Origin of the sequence: Micromonospora sp. M42, assembly GCF_000568915.1 — a bacterium.
GTDB lineage: Bacteria > Actinomycetota > Actinomycetes > Mycobacteriales > Micromonosporaceae > Micromonospora > Micromonospora chalcea.
In genome coordinates this window covers 134,037-160,638 of record NZ_KK037233.1, presented here as the reverse complement: position 1 = coordinate 160,638, position 26,602 = coordinate 134,037, and the positions used below count along the sequence as shown (strand labels likewise).

20 protein-coding genes are annotated in these 26,602 nt (G+C 71.6%); 8 read left to right on the top strand and 12 right to left on the bottom strand.

Going from position 1 to position 26,602, the window contains the following annotated elements:
* Positions 1-72 precede the first annotated feature (72 nt).
* The 7 genes from MCBG_RS00515 to hutH are packed head-to-tail and all read right to left on the bottom strand — an operon-like array spanning position 73 to position 8,812.
* Entirely contained in the window at positions 73-1,353 is a 1,281-nt protein-coding gene (locus tag MCBG_RS00515; protein ID WP_051610854.1) for a sensor histidine kinase, read from the bottom strand.
* Positions 1,353-2,024 carry a response regulator transcription factor gene (locus MCBG_RS00510; RefSeq protein WP_104112254.1) on the bottom strand — a complete coding sequence of 224 codons (672 nt, stop codon included), beginning with the start codon at positions 2,022-2,024 and terminating at the stop codon, positions 1,353-1,355. The genes MCBG_RS00515 and MCBG_RS00510 overlap by 1 nt, the downstream gene beginning before the upstream one ends.
* Before the next feature lie 52 nt (positions 2,025-2,076).
* Positions 2,077-3,345, bottom strand: coding sequence for a cation:proton antiporter (locus MCBG_RS00505; RefSeq protein ID WP_051610852.1), 1,269 nt, complete (start codon positions 3,343-3,345; stop codon positions 2,077-2,079).
* Positions 3,342-4,676, bottom strand: coding sequence for a cytochrome P450 (locus MCBG_RS00500; RefSeq protein WP_051611456.1), 1,335 nt, complete (start codon positions 4,674-4,676; stop codon positions 3,342-3,344). The genes MCBG_RS00505 and MCBG_RS00500 overlap by 4 nt, the downstream gene beginning before the upstream one ends.
* On the bottom strand, positions 4,673-5,746 hold the full coding sequence (locus MCBG_RS00495; protein WP_051610850.1) for an alpha-hydroxy acid oxidase: 1,074 nt from the start codon (positions 5,744-5,746) through the stop codon (positions 4,673-4,675). The genes MCBG_RS00500 and MCBG_RS00495 overlap by 4 nt, the downstream gene beginning before the upstream one ends.
* A 1-nt stretch (position 5,747) precedes the next feature.
* Positions 5,748-7,313 (bottom strand): NAD(P)-binding domain-containing protein, encoded by a 1,566-nt coding sequence (locus MCBG_RS00490; protein WP_043322965.1) that lies wholly within the window; start codon positions 7,311-7,313, stop codon positions 5,748-5,750.
* 11 nt (positions 7,314-7,324) lie between these two features.
* The gene (hutH, locus tag MCBG_RS00485) at positions 7,325-8,812 is read right to left on the bottom strand and encodes an HAL/PAL/TAL family ammonia-lyase (protein WP_043322962.1); all 1,488 of its coding nucleotides are present in this window, start codon (positions 8,810-8,812) and stop codon (positions 7,325-7,327) included.
* Between the two features lie 63 nt (positions 8,813-8,875).
* Between hutH and MCBG_RS00480 the strand changes: the two genes are divergently transcribed.
* Positions 8,876-10,420 (top strand): NAD(P)-binding domain-containing protein, encoded by a 1,545-nt coding sequence (locus MCBG_RS00480; RefSeq protein WP_043322960.1) that lies wholly within the window; start codon positions 8,876-8,878, stop codon positions 10,418-10,420.
* Positions 10,410-11,843 carry a class I adenylate-forming enzyme family protein gene (locus MCBG_RS00475; RefSeq protein ID WP_043322958.1) on the top strand — a complete coding sequence of 478 codons (1,434 nt, stop codon included), beginning with the start codon at positions 10,410-10,412 and terminating at the stop codon, positions 11,841-11,843. Before MCBG_RS00480 ends, MCBG_RS00475 begins: the two co-directional genes overlap by 11 nt.
* A gap of 103 nt (positions 11,844-11,946) precedes the next feature.
* On the opposite strand, the gene MCBG_RS00470 is transcribed toward MCBG_RS00475, so the two are convergent.
* Genes MCBG_RS00470 through MCBG_RS00460 form a run of 3 tightly spaced genes read right to left on the bottom strand, consistent with a single transcriptional unit; the run spans position 11,947 to position 14,122 of the window.
* Positions 11,947-12,432 carry a DUF3237 domain-containing protein gene (locus MCBG_RS00470; protein WP_051610848.1) on the bottom strand — a complete coding sequence of 162 codons (486 nt, stop codon included), beginning with the start codon at positions 12,430-12,432 and terminating at the stop codon, positions 11,947-11,949.
* Complete coding sequence (locus MCBG_RS00465; RefSeq protein WP_198033248.1) at positions 12,429-12,896, bottom strand: MarR family winged helix-turn-helix transcriptional regulator; 468 nt, start codon at positions 12,894-12,896, stop codon at positions 12,429-12,431. The genes MCBG_RS00470 and MCBG_RS00465 overlap by 4 nt, the downstream gene beginning before the upstream one ends.
* Positions 12,893-14,122: a flavin-dependent oxidoreductase gene (locus tag MCBG_RS00460; RefSeq protein WP_223201402.1), complete on the bottom strand. Its 1,230-nt coding sequence runs from the start codon at positions 14,120-14,122 to the stop codon at positions 12,893-12,895. Before MCBG_RS00460 ends, MCBG_RS00465 begins: the two co-directional genes overlap by 4 nt.
* Before the next feature lie 238 nt (positions 14,123-14,360).
* Here MCBG_RS00460 and MCBG_RS00455 point away from each other — a divergent pair, with 238 nt between their 5' ends.
* Genes MCBG_RS00455 through MCBG_RS00430 form a run of 6 tightly spaced genes read left to right on the top strand, consistent with a single transcriptional unit; the run spans position 14,361 to position 22,853 of the window.
* On the top strand, positions 14,361-15,338 hold the full coding sequence (locus MCBG_RS00455) for an ABC transporter substrate-binding protein (protein WP_043329931.1): 978 nt from the start codon (positions 14,361-14,363) through the stop codon (positions 15,336-15,338).
* A gap of 7 nt (positions 15,339-15,345) precedes the next feature.
* Positions 15,346-16,116, top strand: coding sequence for an ABC transporter permease (locus MCBG_RS00450; protein ID WP_043322952.1), 771 nt, complete (start codon positions 15,346-15,348; stop codon positions 16,114-16,116).
* On the top strand, positions 16,113-16,928 hold the full coding sequence (locus MCBG_RS00445) for an ABC transporter permease (RefSeq protein ID WP_051610846.1): 816 nt from the start codon (positions 16,113-16,115) through the stop codon (positions 16,926-16,928). Before MCBG_RS00450 ends, MCBG_RS00445 begins: the two co-directional genes overlap by 4 nt.
* Positions 16,921-17,739 carry an ABC transporter ATP-binding protein gene (locus tag MCBG_RS00440; protein ID WP_043322950.1) on the top strand — a complete coding sequence of 273 codons (819 nt, stop codon included), beginning with the start codon at positions 16,921-16,923 and terminating at the stop codon, positions 17,737-17,739. Before MCBG_RS00445 ends, MCBG_RS00440 begins: the two co-directional genes overlap by 8 nt.
* Positions 17,740-17,795: 56 nt before the next feature.
* The gene (adhE, locus tag MCBG_RS00435) at positions 17,796-20,390 is read left to right on the top strand and encodes a bifunctional acetaldehyde-CoA/alcohol dehydrogenase (protein WP_223200965.1); all 2,595 of its coding nucleotides are present in this window, start codon (positions 17,796-17,798) and stop codon (positions 20,388-20,390) included.
* A 33-nt stretch (positions 20,391-20,423) separates the two neighbouring features.
* Positions 20,424-22,853, top strand: a complete 2,430-nt coding sequence (locus MCBG_RS00430; protein WP_051610842.1) for a phosphoketolase family protein — start codon at positions 20,424-20,426, stop codon at positions 22,851-22,853.
* 65 nt (positions 22,854-22,918) lie between these two features.
* Here MCBG_RS00430 and MCBG_RS00425 read toward each other — a convergent pair whose 3' ends face one another.
* Both MCBG_RS00425 and MCBG_RS00420 read right to left on the bottom strand, forming a co-directional pair.
* Positions 22,919-24,883 (bottom strand): right-handed parallel beta-helix repeat-containing protein, encoded by a 1,965-nt coding sequence (locus MCBG_RS00425; protein ID WP_043322947.1) that lies wholly within the window; start codon positions 24,881-24,883, stop codon positions 22,919-22,921.
* Between the two features lie 27 nt (positions 24,884-24,910).
* Positions 24,911-26,575: a CocE/NonD family hydrolase gene (locus MCBG_RS00420; protein ID WP_043322944.1), complete on the bottom strand. Its 1,665-nt coding sequence runs from the start codon at positions 26,573-26,575 to the stop codon at positions 24,911-24,913.
* Positions 26,576-26,602: the final 27 nt, after the last annotated feature.

Sequence of the window (26,602 nt, the reverse complement as noted above, 5' to 3'; positions counted from 1 at the left end):
GATACCGCTCGCTACTGTGCACCGGGACGGCTGGCGGGCCCGGCAGGACAGGACGCGCTCCACTTCCGGCGATCACGTGCCGGCGCCGAGCTGCCACATCCGAAGGTTCCTGATCCGCGCTGCCCGGCCTGCGGCGCTCGGCGATCGTCGCATCGGAAGACGTACGGTGAAGCGGGCTCCCCGGCCCGGTCGACCCTCGGCCTCGATTGTGCCGTGGTGGCTCGTGACGACCTCCTGAAGCAGCGCCAGTCCCAGGCCGAAGCGGCGGTCTCCGGCGCCCGCGCCCCTGTGGAACCGGTCGAAGATCCGCCGGGCGTCCGCCTGGTCGAAGCCCTTGCCGGTGTCGGCGATCACGAACTCCGCGGCGTTGTCCACCGCCCGCAGCGTCACGGTGATCCGGCCTCCCGCGGGGGTGTGGGCGAGCGCGTTCGCCAGCAGTTCGCCGACGACCCGGCGCAGGGCCGACTCGACACCCGGCACCGGCAGCGGGTCACCCGGGACGTCCAGGACGAGCGTGACCTGGCGCTCGGCTGCCCGGTCACCCTCGGCGGCGACTGTCGTACCGATCAGCGCGGTGAGGTCGACCGGCGGGTCCGGCTCCCGGTCGGCGGGCGCGGCGGCGAGCCGGGCGGAGAGCAGCAGGTCGTCGACGATCTCGCCGAGCCGGCGCGTGGTGCCGATCAGCCGTTCCAGGTCGTCCAGGTTCGTGGCGGCGCCGTCGTTGCGTGCCCGGCGCGCGATCAGCTGGGCCCGGGTGTGCACCTGGGCGATCGGCGTCCTCAGCTCGTGGCTGGCGTCCGCGACGAAGCGGCGCTGCCGGGTCAGCGCCTCCGCGAGCGGCGCGACGGCACGGCGGCCGACGAGGACACCGGTGAGCACGGCGGCGAGCAGCCCGGCCACCGCCGCGAGGCTGAACGCGAGCAGGAGGTGCCGGCGGTCGGAGAGCTGGAAGCGGGCGTCGAACACCGCCTGGACGACGGTGTCGCCGCGCGCCTCGGTGCGTACGTGGTACGTGGTGCCGTTACGCGCGACGGTGGTGATCTCGGTGGTCCGGTTCGCCGCCACGGTGGCCAGCGTGTCGTGCAACGGGAAGCCCGGTGGCGGCGGGTTCGCGCCGGTGCGCACGGTGGCGCCGTCGTACCGGAAGATCCAACTGCATGCGGGCGGCCCGGCGATCGTCCCGTGTTCCGTGCCCCACGCCAGCTCACGCTGGATCTGCGCCTCCTGGCCGCGGACCAGGACCGTGTAGGAGATGCCACCGGCCAGCAGGAGCAGGCCGCCGATGGTGAGGCCGACGAGCAGGCCGATCCGTAGCCGGGCCCGTCTGACGATCGCCTTCTCGACCGCCTCCATCAGAGGGTCCCGAGGCGGTAGCCGAGACCGTGCACGGTGCGTACCACCGCGCGGCCGAGCTTGCGCCGCAGGTAGTAGACGTACGTGTCCACTATCGACGCGCCGGCGGCCTCCTCGAAGACCTTGCGGCGCAGCACGGCTCGCGGATGGACGGCGTTCGGCCGGGCCGCCAGCACCCGCAGCAGCTCGAACTCGCGGGTGGACAGCGCCACCCGGGTGCCGTCGGGCAGCACCGCCTCGCGCGGTCCCAGGTCGAGTCGCCCGGCGCCGATGCGCAGCACGTCGGTCGGCTCGGGCCGGCGCCGGCACAGCGCCCGGACCCGGGCGCTCAGTTCGTCGAGGTCGAACGGTTTGACCAGGTAGTCGTCGGCGCCCGCGTCCAGCCCGGCGATCCGGTCGTCGACGGTGCCGAGGGCGGTGAGCATCAGGGTCCGGGCCGGGACCGCCCGGGCGCGCAGGCGGGTGACCAGGTCGAGGCCGTCGAGCGCCGGCAGCATCCGGTCGATGACCATCACGTCGTACGGGCGGGTCAGCCCGAGATGCAGCCCGCGCTGGCCGTCGAAGGCCTGGTCGACCAGGTAACCTTCGTGGCCGAGCGTCTCGGTGAGCATCTCGGTCAGATCCGCGTCGTCCTCGACCAGCAACAGCCGGTTCGATGTTCCGCCCCGCATATGTTAACGATCTCATAGATGGTTGACGATGGAAGCGTCAGTACTTGCCTCTTCAACTATCTGAAACCGCCAGCGCGGGCGTCCGTACGCCGTCGGGCTGCCGCGCCTCCCGGCGCTCGATCCAGCTCAGCGCCGGCGTCGTCATCAGCGTGGTGACAAGCGCGACCAGCACCAGCACGGTGAACAGGGCGGGGCTCACGATGCCCGCCTCCAGCCCGACGTTCAGCGCGATGAGCTGCATCAGGCCACGGGCGTTCATCAGCGCGCCGACCCGCATCGCGACGCTCGACGGCTCACCCCGCAGCCGGGCCGCCGCCCAGCAGGCGCCGAACTTGCCGGCGATCGCCGCCGTCACGCAGGCCAGCGCGAACAACAGCACCGGCGGCGAGGCGAGCAGGCCGAACTCCGTACGCAGGCCCGAGTAGGTGAAGAACAACGGCAGGAAGAGCGTCGCGGCGACCGGTGTGAGCGTGTCCACCACCTCGTCGGTGTTGTCGGCGCGGGGCATCACCACGCCGACCGCGAACGCGCCGAAGACCGCGTACAGCCCGATCTCGTCGGTGTACCAGGCGACCAGGAACAGCAGGGCGACGGTGCCGAGCAGCCGGGCGCGGTCGTTGAGGGCCCGGTGGGTCATCAGCGTGGCGGCGGCCGTACGCCCGCCGAACCAGAGCACCAGCCCGAACAGGACCGCTCCGCCCGCGGTGACGATCGCCGGACCGGCCCGGCCGGACGCGACCGCCAGCACGGCGGCCAGCATGATCCAGGCGACCACGTCGTCGATCGCGCCGCTGGCCAGGGCGAGCGTGCCGTGCCGGGTGCCGGCGTGCCCTTTCTCGGTGATGATCCGGGCCAGCATCGGGAACGCGGTGATGGCCAGGGCGACGCCGACGAACGCGGCCGAGACCCCGAGTGACGTCCCGTCGGCCTGGATCGGCACAACGCCCGCCGTCACCAGCACCAGCAGCGCCCCCAGCAGCAGCGGCGCGGTGACTCCGGCCAGCGAGATCACGCCGGCGGTGCCGGCGAGCCCGGTGACCCGATGGCTGCTGAACGCGTACCCGGCCTGGAACATGAACAGCACCAGGCCGACCTGACCCACGATGTAGAGGACCGGGAGCAGGGGTGCCGGGAACAGGGCGTTCTGCACGTCCGGCAGGAGGAGCCCGAGCAGCGACGGGCCGAGCAGTACGCCGGCGAGCATCTCGCTGACCACGGCGGGCTGGCCCGCCTTGCCGAGCAGCCACGCGACCCCTTTGCAGAAGATCAGGATCACCGTGACCGCGATGAAGAACCGTGGCGCCAGCTCCGTTGGTGTCATCGGACAGCCCTCTCGAAGTAGTCGGTGCACAACCGCTGCCGGCGGGCGTCGACCACCATCCAGGTGCCGAACACCAGTTGCCGGATACTGCGGCCCACGTCGGCCCACCGGTCCCGCGACCGCATCGCGGCCAGCCGCAGCCGCCCCGGCGGGGGGCTCCCGACCGGTGTCAGATACGCCGGGCCCCGGCTGGGCAGCGACCGGGTGTGTGAGACGGAGGAGGTCAGCACGTAGCGGCGCAGCACCTCGCGGGTCGCGGCGCGCATCATCACCGGCGCGACGCCGCGGGCCGGGCAGGCGCGGTTCGCGGTGACCCCGTACGGGATGAAGTGCGCGTCGCCGCGCTTGAGCGTCAGCCACCGGTCCGGGTCGAACCGGTCGTCACCGGCGGCCCCACCGCGGTGGAACGCCAGGTAGTTGAAGAGCAGCACCGTTCCGGCCGGCAGCGACACGCCGGTGGGCAGCGTGATCGGCGCCGAGGTGATCCGGTGCGCGACGCCGAAGAGCGGGTGCACCCGCAGCGTCTCGTCGATCACCCGGTCCAGCGCGTCGTCACCGTCCAGTCCGCGCTGCACGTCGGGGTGCGTGGCGAGGGCGAGCAGCACGTGCGCCATCGCCTCGGACATCTGCACCACGGCGGTGTTGAAGAACGCGCCCTGGAGATACCAGGCCGTCTCCTGGGCGGTGAACGGCGGCGGCAGCGTCACCGGGCAGGTGCCCGCCTCGATCCGGTCGCGCAGATACCCGGTCAGCCGCTCGCGCCGGCGCATGTGCCGCAGTCCGGTGCACTTCAGCCCGCTGACCACGTCGTCGGCGTTGGCGACGATCAGCGCCCGCGCGTGCGGCGGGCACGCCTCGCCGAAGACGAGCTCGTAGTAGACCTCGGCCCAGACCGGCATCATCAGGTCACGCAGCCGGACGTGGCTGGTCCGGTCGGCCGGCAACCGGTCGAGCACCCGCCGGGTGGCGGCGGTGGCGAGAGCGTCGCAGCGCTCGCGGCGTACCGCGAGCACCCGCCGGGTCGTGGCGGCGACGGTGCGGTAGCGCTCCCCCGGCTCCAGATGTTCCTGGTGCATGTGCGGTCCGGGCGCCAGCCAGTACCAGAACAGGTCCGACAGCCCGGCCCCGCGGCTGCGTCCGTCCGCCGCCGGATCGGCGTACACCCGCTCGAAGTGCTCCATGCCGACGACGGGGCCCGGCACCGGAACGCCTTCGACACCGTTGACTCTGACGAACACCCACTCCCGCAGCCGGACCACGGTGCGGGGCAGCCAGTACGGCACGGTCCACCCGATCCCGGCCAGGACCAGCAGGACGATCAGGGCGCTCATCCGCACGCCACCGTGGCGACCAGGTCGTCGCGCAGGTCGGCCGGTCCGGCGACGCCGGCCAGCGTCAGCGTCCGGTCGAGGTCGGCGTGGAGCAGGTCGAGCACGTGGCGTACCCCGGCGGCGCCGCCCACCGCGAGCCCCCACAGCACCGGACGGCCGACCAGCACCGCGCTCGCGCCGAGCGCCAGCGCCACCAGGACGTCGGCGCCCCGGCGGACACCGCCGTCGAGCAGCACCGGCAGCCGCCCGCCGACGGCCTCGACCACCGCGGGCAGCGCGTCCAGGGTGGCCAGCGCGCCGTCGAGCTGCCGGCCCCCGTGGTTGGAGACCAGCAGACCGTCGAGACCGTACGAGACGGCCAGCGCCGCGTCCGCCGGATGCAGCACCCCCTTCAGCAGGATCGGAAGCGCGGTGATCTCGCGCAGCCGGGCGATCCGGGCCCAGTCCAGCCCGGCGTCCATCTCGATGTCCCGCACCCGGCCGGTCGCGTCGCGCATGTTCTCGCAGCTCAGCCCGGCCGGCAGGTCGACGAAGCCGTGCCGCAGGTCGCGTTCGCGCCGGCCGAACACGGGCGAGTCGACGGTGACGACCAGAGCGCTGCACCCGGCCGCCTCCGCCCGCCGTACCACCGATGCGGTGAAGTCGAGGTCCGGCTGCGGGTACAGCTGGAACCAGAGCGGCCCGCCCGCGGCGGCGATCTCCTCGACCGGGCGGGTGGCCGCCATGCTGACCACCATGATCGTGCCCGCCTCGGTGGCGGCGCGGGCGGTGGCCACCTCGCCCTCGGGGTGGGCCAGCCGGTGGAACGCGGTCGGCGCGATCAGCACCGGCATCGAGATCCGGCTGCCGAACAGGGAGACCCGCAGGTCGCGCCGGGCGGCGCCGCGCAGGACGCGGGGCACCAGGTAGCGCCGGGCGAAGGCCGCCTCGTTGGCGCGCACCGTACGTTCCTCGCCGGCTCCGCCGGAGAAGAAGTCCCAGTGCACCGGGTCCAGGCGGCCCCGCGCGTCGGCGGCCAGCTCGGCCAGGTTCAGCGCCGGACCGTCCAGCGCCGCGTCGAGCGGGCGCATCTCAGCTCTCGGCACTGCTCAGGCAGCTGTCGACGAACGCGACGAGCGGCGCGACATGGGTCTCCGGCCGGTCCCACCGGTTCTCCAGGTTCTCCGCCAGGTGGTGGGTGGCGACGACCCGGCCCGCCCGGTGATGGCGGACGACCGGATGCAGGTAGGCGGCGTCGTGGGCCTGGCCGGCGACGTCCTGGGCGACCCGGTTGACGGTGACGTCGAACGGGTCCACCTGGTCGTGCTCGGGACCGTACTCCAGGGTGACCACGAAGGCGTGCTCGTAGTCGTGGTCGGGGGTACGCAGGCCGGTGCCGGTGAAGTACTCGACGGGCACCTCCTCGTGGTAGCGCGCGTCGGACCCGGCGACGGTGACCACGTCGGCGAGGAAACCGAACTGCTGCCACAGCGCGGAGGTGCGGTTGACCCGCGCGACGACGGCGTCGGCGATCAGCTCCCCGGTGGCGTCCAGCTTCTCCGCCGGCCACGGCGTGTCCCCGTACCGCCGTTCCAGGATCCGGTGCAGCGCCCGGACGGCGTACCGGAAACCGTGGATGAAGCCGCTCGTCGAGCGTTTGAAGTCCCGCTCCTGGCTGATCGTGCCGGCGAAGTAGAGGCCGGGCACGTTCACCGACTCCCACTCCGCGGTCTGCGCCGGAAAGCGGTCCCGGATGGCGAGTTGCGGACGGCAGGTGTCGTCGAAGATGGACGCGTCGAAGGCGAACCCGGTGCAGGCGAGCACCCGGTCGTACCGCAGCTCCTTGACCACCTCGTCGGCGCGGGAGAACGAGAAGGTCACAGTGAAGCCGTCGCCGTCGCGCTCGATGCGCTTGACGTCGCCGTCGAGGATCGCGTTCGCCGACTTCAGCTGGTAGGTGTCCAGGAAGTTGTTGTTCACCGCGCGCAGGTGTCCCACGTAGTGCGTGCGCCAGGCCATCCGGATCGAACTCGGCCCGGCCACGTGGATCAGCGTGGTGGTCTCCATCAGGTTGTCCGCGGTCTCGAACGCGGAGTTCCCCTTGCCGATGATCAGCACCTTCTGGTCCAGGTAGTCGCGCGGGTCGACGGACATCTCCGCGTACTGCTCGGCGAGTTCCAGGCCCGGGATCTCCGGCCGGTACGGCTGCGAGACGCCGGTGGCGACGACGAGCCGTCGCGCCCGGAACACCTCCTCCCCCGCCCGGACCTCGAACACCCCGTCGACCTTGCCGACCGACGTCACGCGGCAGCCGTACCGGACACGCGCCCCGGTCTTCGCGGCGAAGTCGGCCAGGTAGCGGACCATCACGTCGGCGTCGGGGAAGTACCGCTCGGTGTAGCCGGTGAACCGCAGCGCCGGGTCGTCGCTGAGCAGCGAGTTCCAGTCCAGCCGCAGGTTCAGCTCCGGGTCGTCGGAGCCGGTGTGCGGCTTGTTGATGGAGATCAGTTGCCGGTGGCGGGGGAAGGTGGCGAAGAACGCCCCCGGTATTCCCGCCTGTTCCAGGACCAGATAGTCGCGCTTGCCGTCGGCCTCCAGCAGGGCCGCGAGCTGCAGGCCGGCCGGTCCGGCTCCGACGATCAGGTAGTCAAGCGTCATGTGCGTCCACCTCAGGAGAAGGAAACGGAGAAATCGGCGATCACGTCGGCGGCGCGCCGCACGTCGGCGTCCAGCGGCCGGTCCGGGTCGATCGGCGGTACGACAGCGGCCACCGCGGCCAGCGCCTCGGCACAGCCGGGCGCGGTCGGCGCACGCGCGCCGACGTACGCCGCCTGGCGCAGTCCCACCGCGAGCGATCCGACGATCAGGTGCAGCAGCCGGGTCTGGTCCAGCGCCCGCAGCGCGGCCTGGGTGCCGAGCGGGACGACGTCCTGGTTGTGCAGGTTGGTCGGCACGCTCTGCATGCTCGCGGGCATGGTGTCCCGGCGGATCTCGGTGATCAGGGCGGTCGCCGCCAGTTGCACGCCCTGCAGCCCGTGCTGCTGTCCCGGGCCGGCGGCCAGCATCGGCGGCAGGCCGCCGTTGCGGTTCGGGTCGACGAGCAGATCCAGTTGCCGTTCGGCGAGGTTGCCGACCTGCGCCACGACCATCGACAGCACGTCGGCGGCGAACGCGGCCGGCTGCCCGAAGAAGTTGCCGCCGTGCACGACGAGGTCCTCGTCGGGAAAGAACAGCGGGTTGTCGGTCACGCTCGCGAGGTCGGCCCCGACGACGGCGTCGACGTAGCGCAGCGCGTCCTCGGCCGCGCCGAGCAGTTGCGGCGCGCACCTGATGCTGTACGGCTCCTGCAACGGGCGCGCCCCGGACGCGACGATCCCGGCGCCGACCCGCCGCATCCGCGCGCCCACGTCGACCGCGCCCGGATGGCCGTACGCGGCCAGCAGCCGGGCGTCGAGGAACTGCGTGTCGCTGCCCAGCAGATCGGCGAGCAGGCAGGTGAGCACCTGGACCGCCCGGTGCGCGCAGCGGGCCGCGTCCAGCGCCAGCGCCGTCGCCGCGGTGGTCAGCGACGTGCCGTTGACCAGGGCGAGCGCGTCCCGCCCGTCCAGCGGCAGCGGTTCCAGGCCGGCCCGCTGCAGCGCCTCGGCCGCCGGTAGCCGTACCCCGTCCAGGTAGGCGTGCCCACGGCCCCGTAACGCCTGGGCGGCGGCGCCCAGCGGGATCAGGTCACCGCTGGCGCCGACCGAACCCAGCCGGGGCACCGCGGGGACGAACGTGGTCGCGAGCATCGCCGCGAGCGCGTCGATGACGTGCGGCGAGACCCCCGACGCGCCCCGGGCCAGCGACGCGGCCCGCAGCAGCAGTGTCGCGCGGACCACCTCCGGGTCGAGTTCCGGGCCCTGCCCCGCGCCGAGGTGGGCGAGCGTGTTGTCGGCCTGGTCGCGCAGGTCGGCGCGGCCCGCGTACCCGACGAGAGCGCCGAAGCCGGTGGTCGCGCCGTACACCGCACGGTCGTCGCCGAGCACCGCGGACAGGAAGGTACGGGCGGCCGTGACGCGCTCCCTGGCCTGTGCTCCGACCACGACCTTGACCGGGTCACGGGCGGCACGGAGGTCGGCGATCCGCAGTGGGACATCGAGGTCCACCTCTGTCGTCATGCGATCGCACCCTAGAGACGAATTCTCAGAACGCTCTGAGATCGAGTCGCTACGTTGCGGCGCATGACGGTCGACTATCTGATCATCGGAGCCGGACCGGCCGGGTTGCAGCTCGCTCACCTGCTGGAGCGCGACGGCCGCGACTACCTGGTCCTGGAGGCCGGCCCGGCGCCGGGCACGTTCTTCACCACCTACCCCCGGCACCGGCAACTCATCTCGATCAACAAGGTCTGGACCGGGTCCGACGATCCGGAGTTCAACCTGCGCGCGGACTGGAACTCGCTGCTCACCGACGATCCGGCGCTGCTGTTCAAGAACTACAGCCGCCGGTACTTCCCGGACGCGGCCGACCTGGTGCGCTACCTCGCCGACTTCGCACGCGGCCTCCGGGTCAGGTACGACACCCGGGTCACCCGGATCGCGCGCGACGGCGACCTGTTCACCGTCGACACCGGCGACGACACCCTCACCGCCCGCCGGGTGGTCGTCGCCACCGGCGTGTCCCAGCTGTACGTCCCGCCGATCGAGGGCGCCGCGCTCGCCGAGCGGTACGACACGGTCAGCGTCGACCCGGACGACTTCACGAACCAGCGCGTCCTCATCATCGGCAAGGGCAACTCGGCCTTCGAGACCGCTGACGCCCTGGTCGAGACGGCCGCTGTCATCCACGTCGCCGGCCCGCACTCGATCAAGCTGGCGTGGCAGTCGCACTACGTCGGGCACCTGCGAGCGGTGAACAACAACTTCCTCGACACGTACCAGCTCAAGTCGCAGAACGCGGTCCTCGACGGCGTCGTCGAGCGGATCGCCCGGCGCGACGACGGCGGCTACCGGATCGACTTCCGGTACGCCCGCACGGTCGAGGCGATCCGGCAGATCGACTACGACCGGGTCATCCTCTGCACCGGATTCCGGTTCGACGCGAGCATCTTCGACCCGTCCGCCCGGCCGCGGCTGGTCATCAACGACCGCTTCCCCGAGCAGACCCCGGCGTACGAGTCGGTGAACGTGCCCGGCCTCTACTTCGCCGGCACCCTCACCCAGCAGCGCGACTTCAAGCGCTCGACGAACGGGTTCATCCACGGCTTCCGGTACGGCGTGCGGGCCCTGCACCGAATCCTCGGCGCCCGCCACCACGACACCCCGTGGCCGGCCACGCCGCTGGAACCCACCCCGGAGGCGATCGCCGACGCGGTCATCGCCCGGATCAACCGCACCTCCGCGCTGTGGCAGCAGTTCGCGGTCCTCGGCGACGTCGTCGTCGTCGACGGCGACACCGCGCGCTACCACGAGGAGGTGCCCGTCGCGTACGTGCACGACGGCGGCCTGGGCCCGGAGCCGTTCGCGTTCGTGGTCACCCTGGAGTACGGGCCGGACCACGACCAGGTCGACCCGTTCGACGTCACGGTGCCCCGGATCGCCGAGAACGACGCCGCGCACGCGCACGACGCCAGCTACCTGCACCCGGTCGTCCGGGTCCATCGCGGCGGCCGGGTCGTCGCGACGCACCACCTCGCGGAGAACCTGGAGAACCACTGGAATCTGCCGGACGTGCACCACCAGCCGCTCGTGCTCTTCGTCAAGGGCGTGCTCTCCGATGCCGGCTGAGGTCTGGCCGCAGCCCGTGCTGGACCTGCTCGCCACCGGTGACGACCGGCCGGTCTTCGAGGACGGCGACCAGACCGTGACCACGGCCCAGATGTACCGGCTGGTCCGGCGCATCGCCGCCGGGCTCCGGGCCGCGGGGGCCGGCCCCGGCGTCGGGGTGGCCCTGCGGCTCGGCGTCACCGCGGAGGCGTTCGCGGCGATCATCGCGGCGTTCGCGGTCGGCGCCCGGGTATCCGGAATCCGCCCCGACCTGACACCGGCCCACCGCGCCTGGCAACTCGGCGAGAACACGCTGCTGGTCGACGACGCCCGGGTCGCCGAGTTGGCGGGCACCGCCGACGACGGAAGGCCGCTGATCGCCGCCGGTCGCCCGGACGACGTCGCCCGGATCGTCTGGACCAGCGGCAGCACCGGCAGCCCGAAGGGCTGCGCGCAGACGTACGCGGCGATGAGCGCGGCCTGGGCCCCGTACCCGGACCGGTGGCCCCCGGCGATCGCCGACCTCGCCACCCGGCTCCAGCGTTACCTGGTCTTCGGCTCGCTGAGCAGCCAGGTGATGCTGGAGTACGGCATCCTCACCCTGGCTGCGGGCGGCACCCTCGTCGCGGCCCGGCCCCCGGGCTTCCCCGGCATGATCGCCCGGCACCGGGCGACCGCCAGCGTCATCACCGTGGGCAAGCTGTACCAGCTCGTGCGCGACCAGCGCGCCGATCCGGTCGACCTGAGCAGCCTGCGGGCCCTGCTGGTGTCCGGCTCCCCACTCCCACCGGGCCGGCTGGCCGAGGCGCTCGACGTGCTCGGCCCCGTCGTCTTCCACGGCTACGGCCAGACCGAGACCGGGATGATCACGATGGTGACGCCGGCCGAGATGCTGGCGTCCCCGGCCGCGCTCGCCTCGGTCGGCCGCCCACCGGCGGTGACCGCGCTGTCCATCCGGGACGCCGACGGCCGGCCCGCCACCGAGGGGGAACTGTTCGTGCGGACACCGGCGCAGGCCACCGCCTACTGGGACGACCCGGACGAGACCGCCGACGTGTTCGTCGACGGCTGGGTGCGCACCCGCGACCTGGCCCGGCTGGACGGCGACGGCTACCTGCACCTGCTCGGCCGGATCCGGGACGTCATCATCGTGCACGCCAACCTGGTGTACGCGGGCCCGATCGAGCGGGTCCTCGCCGCCGATCCCACGGTCGCCGAGGCGTACGTCGTCGGCCGTCCCGACGACGTCACCGGGGAGGCGGTGCACGCGTACGTGGTGCCGGCCGCCGGTCACGACATCGATGCCGGGCGGCTGCGTGCCGTGGTGACGGAGGCGCTGGGCGACTCGTCGGCACCGAAGACGATCCAGGCCATCGAGCGGGTTCCGGTGGCGGCGAGCGGCAAGCCGGACAAGCGCGCCCTGGCGTACCCGACACCCACATGATCTTCACCGGTCGTCACCGTCGGCGCGCTCCTCCTCGGGTACGCGCTGATCGTGCCGTGGATCTACGCGGGAGTGCAGATCTGAGGCCCGGAACGCAAACCATCTAGGTGACGCGGTAGGCGGTGTAGCGCACCCGGTCGGCCTCGCGGATCGCCGACGCCACGAAGATCGACTGCTCCAGCGCGGCCAGCGCGGGCACCGACGTCTCCAGTCGTACGCCCAGGCGGAAGTAGTACTCGGCGGGGTCGACCGCGTCGCCGCGCAACAACGCCGCGAGGATCTCCGGGCGGCCGCTGCGGACGCCGAACGTCCGGAGGTAGACGTGGCCGCCGTCGGCGGTGCGCGCCGAGTAGCGCGTGTCGATCTCGATCGCGCCGTCGGGGCGGACCAGCTGCCAGTCGGCGCCGCCGGGCAGGATGTCGGCGTCGAACAGGCCGGTGACCCGGCCGCCGACGACAGGCACCACGCGCCGGTGGCCCGCGCGGGTCACCCCGTGGTCCTCCAGCGCGCCGAGCCGCACCTCCACGTCGAACGCGGCCTCCAGTCCGGGCACCGCCGGGGCGCTGACCGCGGGTCGACGCGTACTCATGGGGTGTCCTTGGTGTCCGCGAGCGCGTCGCGCAGGCGCTCCAGCGCGGGCACCGCGGCGGCGAGGGCCGCGCGGTCCGCCGCCGACAGGGTGGCCGCGGCGCGGGCGACCAGGTCTCCGCTCGCGAGGTCGAAGCGGTCGAACAGGTCGAGGGCCTTCGGGGTGGCCAGGACGTCGACGTGGCGGTGGTTGCCGGGACGGGGGCGGCGCTCGACCAGGCCGTTGCCCTCCATCGTGGTGAGCAGGTTGCTGACCGTCGAGCGGCTCAGGCGGAGTCGTTCGGCCAGCTCACCGGGGCCGGACACGGTGCCGCGGGGCAGTGCCCGCACGATCTCGATCTGCGCGTCCGGGATCTCCGGCAGGTGCTCGGCGGCCCGGGCGGCGGCGAGCAGCGTGCGGCGCAGCGGTGAGATGACCGAGGCCAGGCGTGCCGCGTCCAGTTCGGCCGATTCGGGGCCGGTCACGGCAGGACACCGGAGAAGACCGTCGGCGTCAGGGAGGCGCGTTCGTTGAGATCGGCGGGCAGGAAGCCGGCCGCCTTCTTGTAGCCGGTGGCGATCTCGGTGAGCTCCTCCGGCGGGATGACGTCGTGGATGTGCGCGAACCCGTCCGGCGCGCGCTCGCGGGCGAGCACCATCACCTGCTCCGGGCCCTGCCGCCGGTTGCTCAGCACGAGCGCGGTGGTCGCCGGCCGCCGGTCCGCCTCGTAGGCGTCCAGCGCCGCCGGGACCGTCGTCGCGGTGGCGAGGTGGAAGGCGAGGGTACGCGCGTCCAGGATCGCCTGCGACGCCCCGTTGGAGCCGTTCGGGTACATCGGGTGTGCCGCGTCTCCGAGCAGTGTCGTGTTCCCGTGGGTCCACGTGTCGATGGGGTCGCGGTCCACCATGGGGTATTCGAGGATCTCGTCGGCGGCGGCCAGCAGTTCCGGCACGTCGAGCCACGGGAAACGCCAGTCCGCGAAGAGCGCGACGACGGGCGCGGGGTCGACGGTCCGGTTCCAGTCCGCGTTGGGCCCGGCGAAGCCGGGGCCGCGCCGCTCGGCCACGACGTTGATCACGCCGGGACCGATCGGGTACGCGACGAACTTCTGCTCCGCGTCCCCCGCCATGATCATGGTTCGCCCGTCCAGGAATCCGGGTGCCCGGGCCGTCCCCCGCCACAGTGTCAGCCCGTTCCAGATCGGCGGCCCTTCGTCGGGCTGATGTTGCCGGCGCAGCGCGGAGTGGATGCCGTCCGCGCCGACGATCAGGTCGGCCGCGACGCTCACCTCTCCCGCTGCCGTGGCGAAGCGTGCGACGCCGTCGTGGACGCCGACGAGCCGGTGCCCGGTGCGCACCACGTCGGCGCCCAGCCGTTCCCGCACCACGGCGAGCAGTTCCATCTGGAACCGGCCGCGGTGCACGGAAAGCTGCGGCCAGCGATATCCGGCGTCCAGTCCGCGCGGCTCGCTCCAGATCTGCTGACCGTGCCGGTTGTAGTAAGCCAGTGTGCCGGGTGCGGCGCCCAGCCTTTCCACGCGTTCTCCGAGACCCAATTCGGTCAGCTCTCGGACGGCGTGCGGAAGCAGATTGATCCCGACGCCGAGTGGGCGCAGCGCGTCGGCGCGCTCATAGACGGCGATGTCACGGAAGCCGGCCCGGTGCAGGCTGAGCGCGGTGGTGAGGCCACCGATACCAGCGCCCACGATCACGATCGCCAAGTCGTCGCCCCCTCCGCCACCGCACAGTTTGGTCACAAAATCGTCGTTCGTCAAGACGCATTGTCATCGAGGTCGGACCACTTCGGTCGCAATGCGAGTGGCCTTATCAGAATTCTTGACAATCAATCAACTCTGCACGACGCTGATCGACGCGGTCGGATGGTTCACCTCTGTTCGCCCGCCCCCACTCCTCCGGATGCACCAGCGCTTCGCACGGAAGGGCTCGTCCATGAAGAAGGTCACCGCCCTGGCTGTTCTCGCCAGCGTCGCGATCGCCCTGACCGGCTGCACCGACTCCGACGCCACCGATCCGTCCCCCGGGTCGAGCGGCGAGCTGCGCAAGGTCCGCGTGGCGGCGCTGCCCATCAGCGAGACCGCCGCGCTGTGGGGCGGCATCAAGGCGGGCATCTTCCGGGAGCAGGGGCTCGACGTGGAAGTGGTGCCCGCACAGGGCGGGGCCCAGGCCATCCCGGCCCTGATCAACGGCGACATCGACTTCGCCATCGGTCAGCCGTTCGGCCCGTTCCGGGCCGACCTGCAGAACCTCGGCGTGGTGATCATCGGCAACTACGCGTCGTCCTACGCCGACGGTGACGACATCAACGCCGTGCTGGCGTCGGCGAAATCCGGCATCACCCGGCCGTCCCAGCTCGCCGGGCGCAAGGTGTCGGTGAACAGCCTGGGTGCCGCCGGCGACGTCACGATCATGGCGGCGGTCGAGAAGGACGGCGGCGACCCCACCAAGGTCAAGTTCGTCGAGGTGGCCTTCCCGGACGCGCCCGCCCAGCTCGCCGCCGGCAACATCGACGCCGCCTGGGTGACCGAGCCGTTCATCACCCAGATGCGCAAGCGCGGCGACGTCCTCGTGGTCGCCCCGTACCAGGCCACCGTCCCCGGACTCACCACCCTGACGACGATCACGTCGAGCAAGCTGAAGGACTCCGACGCCGCCCTGGTCGCGGACTTCTCGGCGGCGATGAAGAAGACGCTCGCCTGGGCCAAGGATCCGGCCAACGAGAAGGATCTGCGCCAGGCCATCAAGGACAACCTCGAACTGCCGGAGGCGGTGGCGGACTCCGTGCGGCTCCCGGCGTTCGGATGGGAGCTCGACCGGGCCGGCCTGGAGCAACTGGCGACGCTCGCCCAGAAGTACCGCGTACTCGACCGGCGCCCCGACTTCGACCGCCTCATCCAGCAGCAGCAGTAGCCGGCCGATGCGCAAGATCCTGCTGGGCGCCGTCGGCCTGCTGGGGTTCCTCGTCGTCTGGCAACTGATCCCGGCGCTGGGGCTGGTCGACCCGGACTACCTGCCGTACCCCACCGACGTGTTCGGACGGCTGGCCCAGGAGGTCCGCGACCTGGCGTTCTGGCGTCGGGTCCGGCTCACCATGACGTCGTGGGCGATCGGTCTGACGGTGGCGACGCTCGCGGCGGTCGCGCTGGGCACCGTGGTCGGGATGGTGCCGTTCCTGCGTCGCGCGACCCACACGACAGTCGAGTTCCTGCGACCGGTGCCGTCGGTCGCGCTGATCCCGCTGGCCGTGCTGATGTTCGGCCTGCAGATGCGCGCCGCTCTCGTCATCATCGTCTACGCGGCGTTCTGGCAGGTGTTCGTGCAGGTGATCTACGGCGTCGCCGACGTCGACAGCGTCGCCCGGGACACCGCGCGGAGTTTCGGCCTCACCCGCGCCGAGCGGCTGCGCTACCTCATCCTGCCGACCGCTCTGCCGTACCTGATGACCGGCCTGCGCCTCGGCGCGGCGGTCGCGCTCATCCTGGCCGTCACCGCCGAGATGGTGATCGGCAACCCCGGCCTCGGTCGGATGATCGAGCTGTCCCGCTCCGCCGGTGACGCCGTCGGCCTGTACGGCCTCGTCGTGGTCACCGGGATGCTCGGCCTGCTGGTGAACGTCGTGTTCCGCTTCGTCGAACGCCGCTCGCTGGCCTGGCACCAGTCGGTGCTCGCGGACGAGGCGGCCCGATGACCGCCGTCGGCGCGGCAAAGGCCCGCCCTCGTGACCTGGGCGTCAGGGTCGCCGAGAACCTCCTGTTCGCGGTCGGCCTTCCGATCCTGGCCGTGGGCCTCTGGGCGGTCTGGTCCACCCGGTCGACGAGCCGGTTCCTCGTCGGCCCCGGCACGCTCCTCGACGCGTTCCGGCAGACCTGGATCGGCCCGGCGTTCGTCGAGGACGTCCTGCCGAGCGTGTACCGGCTCCTGATCGGCCTGTTCGCGTCGATCCTGCTCGGCGTCGCCGCCGGCGTCGTCATCGGCCGGCTCCGCCCGCTACGCGAGATGCTCGAACCGCTGCTGGAGTTCTTCCGCGCGATTCCGCCGCCGGTGCTGATCCCGGTCGCGATGCTCCTGCTCGGCATCACCGACACCATGAAGGTCGTCGTCATCACCTCCGGCGCGATCTGGCCGATCCTGCTGAACACGATCGAAGGCGTCCGGTCGACCGACAGCGTGATGCTGGAGACCGCGCGCTCGTTCCGGATCTCGCGGTGGGACCGGCTGTGGCTGCTGATCCTCCCGGCGGCGAGTCCGCGCATCATGACCGGCGTACGGCAGGCGCTCTCGGTGGCCCTGATCCTCATGGTCATCTCGGAGATGTTCGCGTCGTCGGCCGGTCTCGGCTACCGGATCGCCTACTTCCAGCGGAACTACCTCATCGCCGAGATGTGGAGCGGCATCCTCCTGCTCGGCCTCATCGGCGTCTTCCTCGCCGTGGCCTTCGGTGTCGTCGAACGCCGCGTCCTGCGCTGGTACCACGGAATGAAGGAGATCACCCGTGCCTGACGGGACCCCCCTGTTGCGGGTCGAGCACCTGCGGAAGGTCTACGCCTCCGGCCGGGGCGAGGTCGAGGCGATCGGGGATCTCAGCTTCACCATGGATCCCGGTGAGCTGCTGTGCGTCGTCGGTCCCTCCGGCTGCGGCAAGACCACGCTCCTGAAATGCCTCGCCGGACTGCTGCGGCCCACCAGCGGCCTGGTCGAGATGGAGGGCTCGCCGGTGACCGGGCCGAGCCCGGCGATGGCCGTGGTCTTCCAGGAGTACGGCCGCAGCCTCTACCCGTGGCTGACCGTCCGCGGCAACGTGGAGCTTCCGCTCCGCCACAAGAAGCTCTCCCGCGCCGAACGCGCCCGGCTGGTCGCCGACGCCCTCGACGCGGTCGGGCTGCCGCAGTCGGCGCGCAGCCACCCGTGGCAGCTCTCCGGCGGAATGCAGCAACGGGTGGCGATCGCCCGCGCCATCGCGTACCAGCCGGACGTGCTGATCATGGACGAGCCGTTCGCCGCGGTGGACGCGCAGACCCGCGCGGACCTGGAGGACCTCGTCCGCGAACTGCACCTGACCCGGGGGATCTCCACCGTCTTCGTGACGCACGACATCGACGAGTCCGTCTACCTGGGCCAGCGCGTGCTCGTCCTGTCGAACTCACCGACCCGGGTGCAGGAGGACCTGGTGATCGACCTCCCGGCGGAACGCGATCAGCTCACCACCCGGGCCCTGCCCCGGTTCACCGAACTGCGGACCCACGTCTACGAACAGATCCAGCGGGCCAAGCGCGGGCCGGTGGTCCCGTCCTCGCGGGCCCACCGGCCATAGTCGCATCGATCACCGCGGATCTATGTTCGGGGTGACGACCGATGGAGGGCGGAAGCATGATCGGAACCCTGGTGGAGAACGGTCTCACGGCGTTGGCCGCCTACGACTCCTACGGCCAGGAACAGATCGACGGGATCGTGAAGAAGGCGTCGGTGGCGGCGCTCGGCCGGCACGCCGAACTCGCGATGCTCGCGGTCGAGGAGACCGGTCGCGGCGTGTTCGAGGACAAGGCGGTGAAGAACATCTTCGCCTGCGAACACGTCACCAACCACATGGCCGACGTCCGCACGGTCGGGGTGATCGCTCAGGACGACATCACGGGCATCACCCAGATCGCCGAGCCGGTCGGCGTGGTGGCCGCGGTGACGCCCGTGACGAACCCGACCTCGACCACCATCTTCAAGGCGCTGCTGGCCCTCAAGACCCGCAACCCGGTCATCTTCGCCTTCCACCCGGCGGCGCAACGGTGCAGCCAGGAAGCGGCCCGCACGGTCCGCGACGCCGCCGTCGCCGCCGGCGCGCCGGAGCACTGCATCCAGTGGATCGACGAGCCGTCGGTGGCCGCGACGAACGAGCTGATGCGGCATCCCGACGTCTCGGTGGTCCTGGCGACAGGCGGCAACGCCATGGTCCGCGCCGCCTACTCCACCGGCAAACCGGCGCTGGGCGTCGGCGCCGGGAACGTCCCCGCGTACCTGGAGGCATCGGCCGACGTGGCCCGCGCGGTGAACGACGTGGTGCTGTCCAAGGCGTTCGACAACGGCATGATCTGCGCCTCCGAGCAGGCCGTCATCATCGACGACGCGATCCGGCCGGCCGCCCTCGCCGAGTTCCGGCGACTGCACGCCCACATCGCGACGCCGGAGGAGAAGTCGCTGCTGGAGAAGCTGCTCTTCGGCTCCGGGAAGCTCAACCCGGACGTGGTCGGGCAGCCGGTGACCTGGATCGCCGAACACGCCGGATTCCCGGTCGCCCCGGACACCTCGATCATCCTGGTTCCGGTCGACCGGGTCGGCCCGGCCGAGCCGCTGACCCGGGAGAAGCTCTGCCCGGTGCTCGCCCTGCTGCCCGCCACCGGCCACGACCAGGGATTCGAGTACGCCGAGCAGATGGTCGAGTTCGACGGCCTGGGGCACAGCGCCGTCATCCACACGCGCGACGCCGACCTGGCCGAGGCGTACGGCCGCCGGGTCAAGGCCGTCCGGATCATCTGGAACGCGCCGGCCTCGCAGGGCGGCATCGGCGACATGTACAACGCCTTCCTGCCGTCGCTGACGCTGGGCTGCGGAAGCTACGGCCACAACTCGGTGTCGCACAACGTCACAGCGGTCGACCTCATCAACATCAAGCGGGTGGCCCGGCGGACGAACAACCTGCAGTGGTTCAAGGTGCCGCCGAAGATCTACTTCGAGCCGAACGCGATCCGCTACCTCGCCGACATGCCCGGCGTCCGCCGGGTCACCGTGGTGACCGACCACACCATGACCAGACTGGGGTACGTGGACCGCGTGCTGTCCGTGCTGCACCGCCGCCGCGAGCAGGTCGCCCTGCAGATCATCGACGACGTCGAGCCGGAGCCCAGCGTACAAACGGTCGACCGGGGCGCCGAGTTGATGCGCTCGTTCCGCCCGGACACCATCGTCGCGCTCGGGGGCGGTTCGGCGATGGACGCCGCCAAGGTGATGTGGCTGCGCTACGAGCACCCCGAGGTGGTCTTCGCCGATCTGCGGGAGAAGTTCTTCGACATCCGCAAACGCGCCTTCAAGTTCCCCACCCTCGGCGCGCTGGCCCAGCTCGTCTGCGTTCCGACCACCTCCGGCACCGGAGCCGAGGTCACCCCGTTCGCGGTCATCACCGACACCGATTCCGGCAAGAAGTACCCGCTCGCCGACTACGCACTCACCCCGAGCGTGGCGATCGTCGACCCGGTCCTGGCCGCCGACCTGCCGGCGGTGGTCACCGCGGACAGCGGCTTCGACGCGCTCACCCACGCCATCGAGTCGTACGTGTCGGTCTACGCCAACGACTTCACCGACGGTCTGGCCCTGCACGCCGTCCGGCTCATCTTCGGCAACCTCGCCCGGGCCGTGCACCAGGGCGCCGCGGACCCGGTGGCCCGCGAGAAGATGCACAACGCCGGCACGATCGCCGGCATGGCGTTCGGCAGCGCCTTCCTCGGCATCGTGCACGCCATGTCGCACACCCTGGGTGCCACGTTCCACGTCGCACACGGGCGCACCAACGCGATCCTGCTCCCGCACGTCATCAGGTACAACGGGACCGTGCCGAGCAAGCTCACCGGCTGGCCCAGGTACGAGACGTACCGGGCGCCGCAGCGCTTCGCCGACATCGCCCGTACCCTCGGGCTGCCCGCGGCCACCGACGCCGAAGCGGTCGAAGCCCTGGCCACGGCGATCGAGCGCCTGCGCGACGAGGTCGGCATCGAGCCGTCGTTCGCGGCCGTCGGGGTGGACGAGCGGGCCTTCCTCGCCGCGCTGCCGCAGCAGGCGCTGAACGCGTACGAGGACCAGTGCGCGCCGGCCAATCCGCGGATGCCGATGCTCGGCGACATGCAGGAACTGATGCGCGCCGCGTACTACGGATCGAGAGGGCCGAAGGTCCCGCGGCTTGCGGTCTGCGGCCCCCGGTGAACGAGCCCGGCTGGGCCTAACCTGGGTCCGGACATGACGAGATCAGTGAAAGGAAGCACGGTGACCGCGGTCGAATCCGAAATCCGTACGCTCGCCGAACTCGACGACACCGAACTCGCCCGTCTGGACGCGTGGTGGCGGGCGAACAACTACCTGACCATCGGGCAGATCTACCTGCAGGGCAACCCGCTGCTGCGCGAGCCGCTGTCGACCGAGCACATCAAGCCGCGCCTGCTCGGCCACTGGGGAACCAGCCCCGGCCTGTCGCTGATCTACGCGCATGTCTCCCGGCTGATCCGGCACACCGGTCAGCAGGCGATCTACCTGGCCGGCCCGGGCCACGGCGGGCCGGCGCTGGTGGCCGCCGGCTATCTGGAGGGCACCTACAGCGAGATCTACCCGGACGTCAGCCAGGACGAGGCCGGGATGCTGCGCCTGTTCCGGCAGTTCTCCAGCCCGGGCGGCATCCCGTCGCACGTGTCGGTGACCACCCCGGGCTCCATCCACGAGGGTGGCGAGCTGGGCTACGTCCTGGTCCACGCGTTCGGCGCGGTGATGGACAACCCGGACCTGCTGGCCATCGCGGTGGTGGGCGACGGCGAGGCCGAGACCGGGCCGCTCGAGGGCTCCTGGAAGGGCGTGTCCTTCCTCAACCCCGAACGCGACGGCGCGGTCCTGCCGATCCTGCACCTCAACGACGCCAAGATCTCCGGTCCCACCGTACTCGGGCGCAAGGACCCCGAGGAGGTACGCCACCTGCTGCGGGGCCACGGCTACGACGTCATCGAGGTCGAGGGCTCCGACCTGCCCGGCATGCACCACCGCTTCGCCGCCGCGCTCGCCGCCGCGTGGACGAGGATCCGCGACATCCAGACCGCCGCCCGTGACGGTTCCTGGGACGGCACCCGCCCGACCTGGCCGCTGATCGTCCTGCGGTCGCCGAAGGGCTGGACCGGCCCGGACACCGTCGACGGGACGCCGGTCACCGGCACGTGGCGCTCGCACCAGGTGCCGCTGTCCGGCGTCAAGGACAACCCGGAGCACCTCGCGCTGCTCGAGCGCTGGCTCAGGTCGTACCGTCCGGAGGAGCTGTTCGATTCCACCGGCGCGCCGGTGGCGCTGATCCGGGACCAGGCCCCCGACGGCGACCTGCGGATGAGCGCCAGCCCGCACGCCAACGGCGGCCTGCTGACCCGGGACCTGGACCTGCCGGACTTCCGGTCGTACGCGATCGAGGTGCCCCGGCCGGCGCAGCAGCGGGCCGAGTCGACGCGCAAGCTGGGCGAGATGATCCGCGACATCTACACGCGCAACGCCGACCGGTTCCGGTTGTTCTGTCCGGACGAGACCAACAGCAACCGCCTCGGCAGCGTCTTCGACGTCTCCGACCGTGCCTTCATGGAGCGGGTGACACCGCAGGACGTGGCGATCGGCCGCGACGGCCGGGTGATGGAGGTGCTGAGCGAGCACAACTGCCACGGCTGGCTGGAGGGCTACAACCTGACCGGCCGGCACGGCATGTTCGCCACCTACGAGGCGTTCGCGATGGTCAGCGCCTCGCAGACCGTGCAGCACGGCAAGTGGTTGCAGGAGGCCAAGCACCTGCCCTGGCGGGCGAAGGTGCCGAGCCTCAACGTGCTGCTCACCTCGACGGCGTGGCGCAACGACCACAACGGCTTCTCCCACCAGGGGCCGGGCCTGATCCAGGTGGTGCTCACCCAGCGGGGCGACGTCGCCCGGGTCTACCTGCCGCCGGACGCCAACACCCTGCTGTCGGTGGCCGACCACTGCTTCCGGTCGCGGTCGTACATCAACCTGATCGTCATCGACAAGCAGCCGCAGCTGCAGTACCTGTCCATGGACGAGGCGATCGAACACTGCGCCCGCGGCGCGGGGATCTGGGAGTGGGCCGGCACCGACGACGGCACCAGCGACCCCGACATCGTCCTGGCCTGCGCCGGCGACGTCGTCACCATGGAGACGGTCGCGGCGGCGCAGATCCTGCGCGAGCGGCTGCCCGGGCTCAAGGTCCGCGTGGTCAACGTGGTCAACCTGATGACCCTGGTCCGGCCCAAGGACCACCCGCACGGCATGAGCGAGACCTTGTTCACCGAGCTGTTCACCGACGACGTAGACGTGATCTTCTCCTTCCACGGCTACCCCGGCGCAATCCACCAGCTCGTCCACGGCCGCCCGGACGCGGACCGGTTCCGCGTGCGTGGCTTCATCGAGCAGGGCACGACCACCACGCCGTTCGACATGACGGTGCGCAACAAGGCGTCGCGGTACCACCTCGTGATGGACGCCATCAACAACGCCAAGCGCCTCCCACGCGGCGCCGCCGACCTCAAGGCGTGGTGCCGCAGCCAGCTCGACCGCCACGAGACGTACGTGGTGGAGCACCTGGAGGACATGCCCGAGGTGCGCGACTGGGCCCTCGGCGACTGGGCCGCGCGCGGCTGAGGCAGACGGAGACGGTGGCGCCGCCCGGCGTCACCGTCTCCGTTCGCGTACGGGCGGGTCCGCCGTCAGAAGACGCGCGTGCGGCGCGCACCGGACCCGAGACCCGCGATCGGGCCGACGGCGCCTTCCCCTCCCGGTTGCCGGAGTTCCCCCACCAGGTCGACGTCCATGACGGCCGGGCTGCCGTCCGCCTCCTCGAAATCCGCGTCGGCGCACCGGACCCGTTCCAGATCCCGGCCGGTGACCACACCGACACGGGCCTCGTCGAACGTCTCGGGCAGGTCGGTGACGAGCCAGACCGCGTCCCCCTCCGCGACGACCGTCGCCGTCGCGGCGTCCAGCACCCATGGCTCACGCTCGCCCGCGAACGGCCGGGCGCCCGCGGCGTAGGCGTTCGCCCGGGCGTACACCGGCTGTTTCACGTCGAGGTACTTCTTCTGGTCGCTGGGCGGCTGCTCGTCCAGGCGGGCCAGGTACTCCGCGAACGACGCGGGATGGCCGTCGTATCCGGCGGTGCCGCACAGCGGCGTCCCCCGACCCTCCGCACCCGTCGCGTAGGCCGCGCCCGGATCGCCGCCCAGGAAGAGGTTGCCCACGTACCTGTCGTCCCCACCGTAGATCACCGCGTACCCGGCGACCTGCGTGCTGTGCGGCAGGTGGTACGGGGTGGCGCGGTCCAGCACCGGCTCCAGCCGTACCGTGCCGCAGATCAGGTTGTTGACGAAGGCACCGCCCTGGCTGAACAGCTCCAACGCGGCGGGTGAGCCGAAGATGTTGTGTTCGACCAGGTAGGGGCCGTGGCTGACCTCGACGAAGAGGTCCCGGCAGTTGTCGTGGTAGACGTTGCGGGAGACCCGGGTGCCCTGCGCCTGCCAGTCCAGCCAGGTGCCGAGCGAGCAGTCGTGAATCCGGTTGTGCCGGATCACCACGTCGATGGCGGCGTGCAGCTTGATGCCGGCGATCTCGTACCCGTAGAACTCGCGTTTCAGGCCGATGCGGTGGATGTGGTTGTCCTCGATGGTGGAGAACGCACACCCGAGGTGACCCACTATCGCGTTCTGGCCGCAGTCGTAGATCGTGTTGCGGCGGATCACGTGCGAGCCGATGTGCTCCCGGTCCCACCCGATCCGGCGGGCCGCGAAGACCGACTCCAGCTGGTACTGGTAGCCCGGCTTGTCGCCGCGCAGAGCGGAGAAGTTCTGCCCGGTGGAGCCCTCCTTCCCGATCGAGATCGCCGAGCACTTGGCGTCGTGGATCACGTTGTCCTCGATGACCCAGCCCTTCGCCCAGCCGGGTCCGATCAGGCCCGGCTGGTCGGCGGTCGGTGGCGCCCACGGGCTGGCCGCGTGCGCCAACTCGAAGCCACGGACGGTGATGTAGTCCAGGTGCGGCTGTTCCGGGTAGAAGACGCTGCGGCGTACGTTGATCTCGACGAGTTCCGTGTTCGGGTCGGCGCCCTGGAAGTTGGCCCAGATCGTCGTCTGTTCACCGACCTCGGCGTACCAGACGAGCCGGGCCTGGTCGGGATCGCCGACCGGACGGGTCACCCCGGTCCAGTCGTCGACGACCTCGGTACGCCGGGGCGGGTCCTCGACCTCCGCGCGGCTCCCCACCTCGAAGAAGCTCAGGCCGTTCAGGTAGACCTCACCGAGGTGCTTGGGTGGCGTGCCGGTGCGGTGGACGATCCAGTCACCTGTCACCTCCTCGGCGAACGGATTGAACGAGCCGAACAGCGCGTTGTCGACTCGTGCCCGCCACACCGTCCCGCCGAGCGGCTCCCAGCCGGTGACGCGCTCCGATCCCTTGATCACCACGTGCTCGCCGGGCGCGGCCTCGTAGGTGATGCGGCGGGAGTCGCTGAGACCGCCGTGGCGTGGCTTCACCCACTCGCGGTACTCCCCCGCGTGCACCACCACCGTGTCACCGGGCTGGGCGACGCCGGCCGCCCGGTTGATCGTCCGGAACGGCCGCTCGGCGCAGCCGTCGGCGCGATCGGAACCGCTTGTCGCCACATGGAATACGGATGCCATCCGGGGGTCCCTTCTGGAGATGTCTGTTCAGGTCCATACCGGCAGGTCGATCCGGGACGGGTGGTCGCCGCCGTGGGAGATCTCCTGCTCCGCCCGTACCGTTTTGGCCGCGGTGGCGGCCGGCTCGCCGGTGCCGGGATTGCGGGCGTAGCGCGGATGCGCTCCGGAGCTGACCTGCACGGCGACGCGGTGGCCGGCGGCGAAGCGGTGGAACGCCGGCCACAGCGGCACCTCCAGCTCGACGAACCCGTCCTCGTCCGGTTGCGGGTCGGTAGTCGCGGTACCGACGCCGCCGACGCGGCGGATCCCGTCGCTCACGCTCATCGAGCGGCCGTCGGGGTGCACGTCGCAGATCCGCACGAACACGTCCGCGCTGGCCGCCGTCGAACGGAACCGGACATGGGCGGTCGGCTCCCCGGCGAGTACGAGCGCGTGCGCCAGCGGTGGACTGCGGAAGACGGCCACGTCCGCGCGGCGTTCGTGGGCGCTGTTGTCGACCGGCCCCGGGGACGGGCCCATGCCGGGGCCGCCGAGCGCGGGCGTGGGCCGGTCGGGATCGTAGGTGTAGCGGGTGCTGCCCGCGCCGGGGACGGCCGGGTCGAGCAGCCCCGACGGGTGCAGGTGCCACCGCTGCGCCACGGTGCCCGGCGGTGGCCACGCGGGCAGATCGTGCCACTGCTCCGCGCCGGTGAGGAAGGCGCGCACCGGCGCCGGCCGGGTCGTGGGCGCGCCGGCGAAGTGTTCCTTGAGGAACGCGATGGACTCGGTGAGGAACGGGCTCTGCGCGCTGCTGTGGCCCCACGGGCCGATGGTCAGCCGGGGCGGACGGCCGGCCGCGGCGAGTTGGGCGTAGTTGCGCAGCTGCCAGGGCAGGAAGATGTCGTACCAGCCGGTGGCCATGTACACGGGCGCGGTGACGTCGGGCACCGACGCGGTGTGCGACTGCCGGGTCCAGTAGTCGTCGGTGAGCTTCTCGTGGGCCAGCCAGTCCTGGTACCAGCTGATGGGGTGGCCCGCCACCGCGGTGTCGCCACCGGACAGCGGCAGCACGTCGAAGGCCGCGGCCAGCTTCCGGTCCGGCCGCCGCGCGAGCCACGCCCGGACCAGGGCGCCGCGCAGGCCCCGCAGGTCCATCCGGCGCGACCAGCCGAGCGAGCCCTCCAGCGAGAACGCGCCGTTGGTCCAGGTGATCGGGCCGAAGTCGGCCATCGTGACGTTCAGGCACAGCGCGTCCGGGGCGTTGCCGGGGTCGTCACGGCACATCCGTCCGGCCACCGCCCACTGGGTGTAGCCGAGGTAGCTCTCCCCGTACGTCGCGACGGTGCCGGCGCACCACTGCTGGCGGCGTACCCACCGGTGGGTGGCGATGCCGTCGCGCTCCTCGTCGAGCTGGGGCCGGAAACGGCCACCGGATCCACCGGTGCCGCGGCAGCTCTGCACCAGCACCGTGAACCCCGCGCGGGCCAGCGCCGGCGCGTGGGTCAGCGAGCCGTGCCGGCCGTACGGGGAGCGGACGACGATCGTGGGCAACGGCGGTTCCACCACGCCGACCGGCTGGTAGAGGTCGGCGACCAGCTCGACGCCGTCGTCCATCGGCACGCGCAGCCCGCGCCGCACGGTGAAGGTGTACGGGAACTCCGTGGCCGCGTCGCGACGGGGGCGCCGGGACAGGAGGCGGCCGAGAACTGTCATCGCCCGCTCGCGGGTTGTCCGATACGG

What these genes read in the sequence shown, in the direction of transcription:
- MCBG_RS00475 (WP_043322958.1), top strand. Translation starts at nt 10,410, where the DNA reads ATGCCGGCTGAGGTCTGGCCGCAGCCCGTGCTGGACCTGCTCGCCACC.
- adhE (WP_223200965.1), top strand. Translation starts at nt 17,796, where the DNA reads ATGATCGGAACCCTGGTGGAGAACGGTCTCACGGCGTTGGCCGCCTAC.
- MCBG_RS00490 (WP_043322965.1), bottom strand. Translation starts at nt 7,313, where the DNA reads ATGACGCTTGACTACCTGATCGTCGGAGCCGGACCGGCCGGCCTGCAG.
- MCBG_RS00500 (WP_051611456.1), bottom strand. Translation starts at nt 4,676, where the DNA reads ATGAGCGCCCTGATCGTCCTGCTGGTCCTGGCCGGGATCGGGTGGACC.
- MCBG_RS00450 (WP_043322952.1), top strand. Translation starts at nt 15,346, where the DNA reads ATGCGCAAGATCCTGCTGGGCGCCGTCGGCCTGCTGGGGTTCCTCGTC.
- MCBG_RS00430 (WP_051610842.1), top strand. Translation starts at nt 20,424, where the DNA reads ATGACGAGATCAGTGAAAGGAAGCACGGTGACCGCGGTCGAATCCGAA.
- MCBG_RS00510 (WP_104112254.1), bottom strand. Translation starts at nt 2,024, where the DNA reads ATGCGGGGCGGAACATCGAACCGGCTGTTGCTGGTCGAGGACGACGCG.
- MCBG_RS00515 (WP_051610854.1), bottom strand. Translation starts at nt 1,353, where the DNA reads ATGGAGGCGGTCGAGAAGGCGATCGTCAGACGGGCCCGGCTACGGATC.
- MCBG_RS00445 (WP_051610846.1), top strand. Translation starts at nt 16,113, where the DNA reads ATGACCGCCGTCGGCGCGGCAAAGGCCCGCCCTCGTGACCTGGGCGTC.
- MCBG_RS00425 (WP_043322947.1), bottom strand. Translation starts at nt 24,883, where the DNA reads ATGGCATCCGTATTCCATGTGGCGACAAGCGGTTCCGATCGCGCCGAC.
- hutH (WP_043322962.1), bottom strand. Translation starts at nt 8,812, where the DNA reads ATGACGACAGAGGTGGACCTCGATGTCCCACTGCGGATCGCCGACCTC.
- MCBG_RS00470 (WP_051610848.1), bottom strand. Translation starts at nt 12,432, where the DNA reads ATGAGTACGCGTCGACCCGCGGTCAGCGCCCCGGCGGTGCCCGGACTG.
- MCBG_RS00480 (WP_043322960.1), top strand. Translation starts at nt 8,876, where the DNA reads ATGACGGTCGACTATCTGATCATCGGAGCCGGACCGGCCGGGTTGCAG.
- MCBG_RS00495 (WP_051610850.1), bottom strand. Translation starts at nt 5,746, where the DNA reads ATGCGCCCGCTCGACGCGGCGCTGGACGGTCCGGCGCTGAACCTGGCC.
- MCBG_RS00420 (WP_043322944.1), bottom strand. Translation starts at nt 26,575, where the DNA reads ATGACAGTTCTCGGCCGCCTCCTGTCCCGGCGCCCCCGTCGCGACGCG.
- MCBG_RS00455 (WP_043329931.1), top strand. Translation starts at nt 14,361, where the DNA reads ATGAAGAAGGTCACCGCCCTGGCTGTTCTCGCCAGCGTCGCGATCGCC.
- MCBG_RS00505 (WP_051610852.1), bottom strand. Translation starts at nt 3,345, where the DNA reads ATGACACCAACGGAGCTGGCGCCACGGTTCTTCATCGCGGTCACGGTG.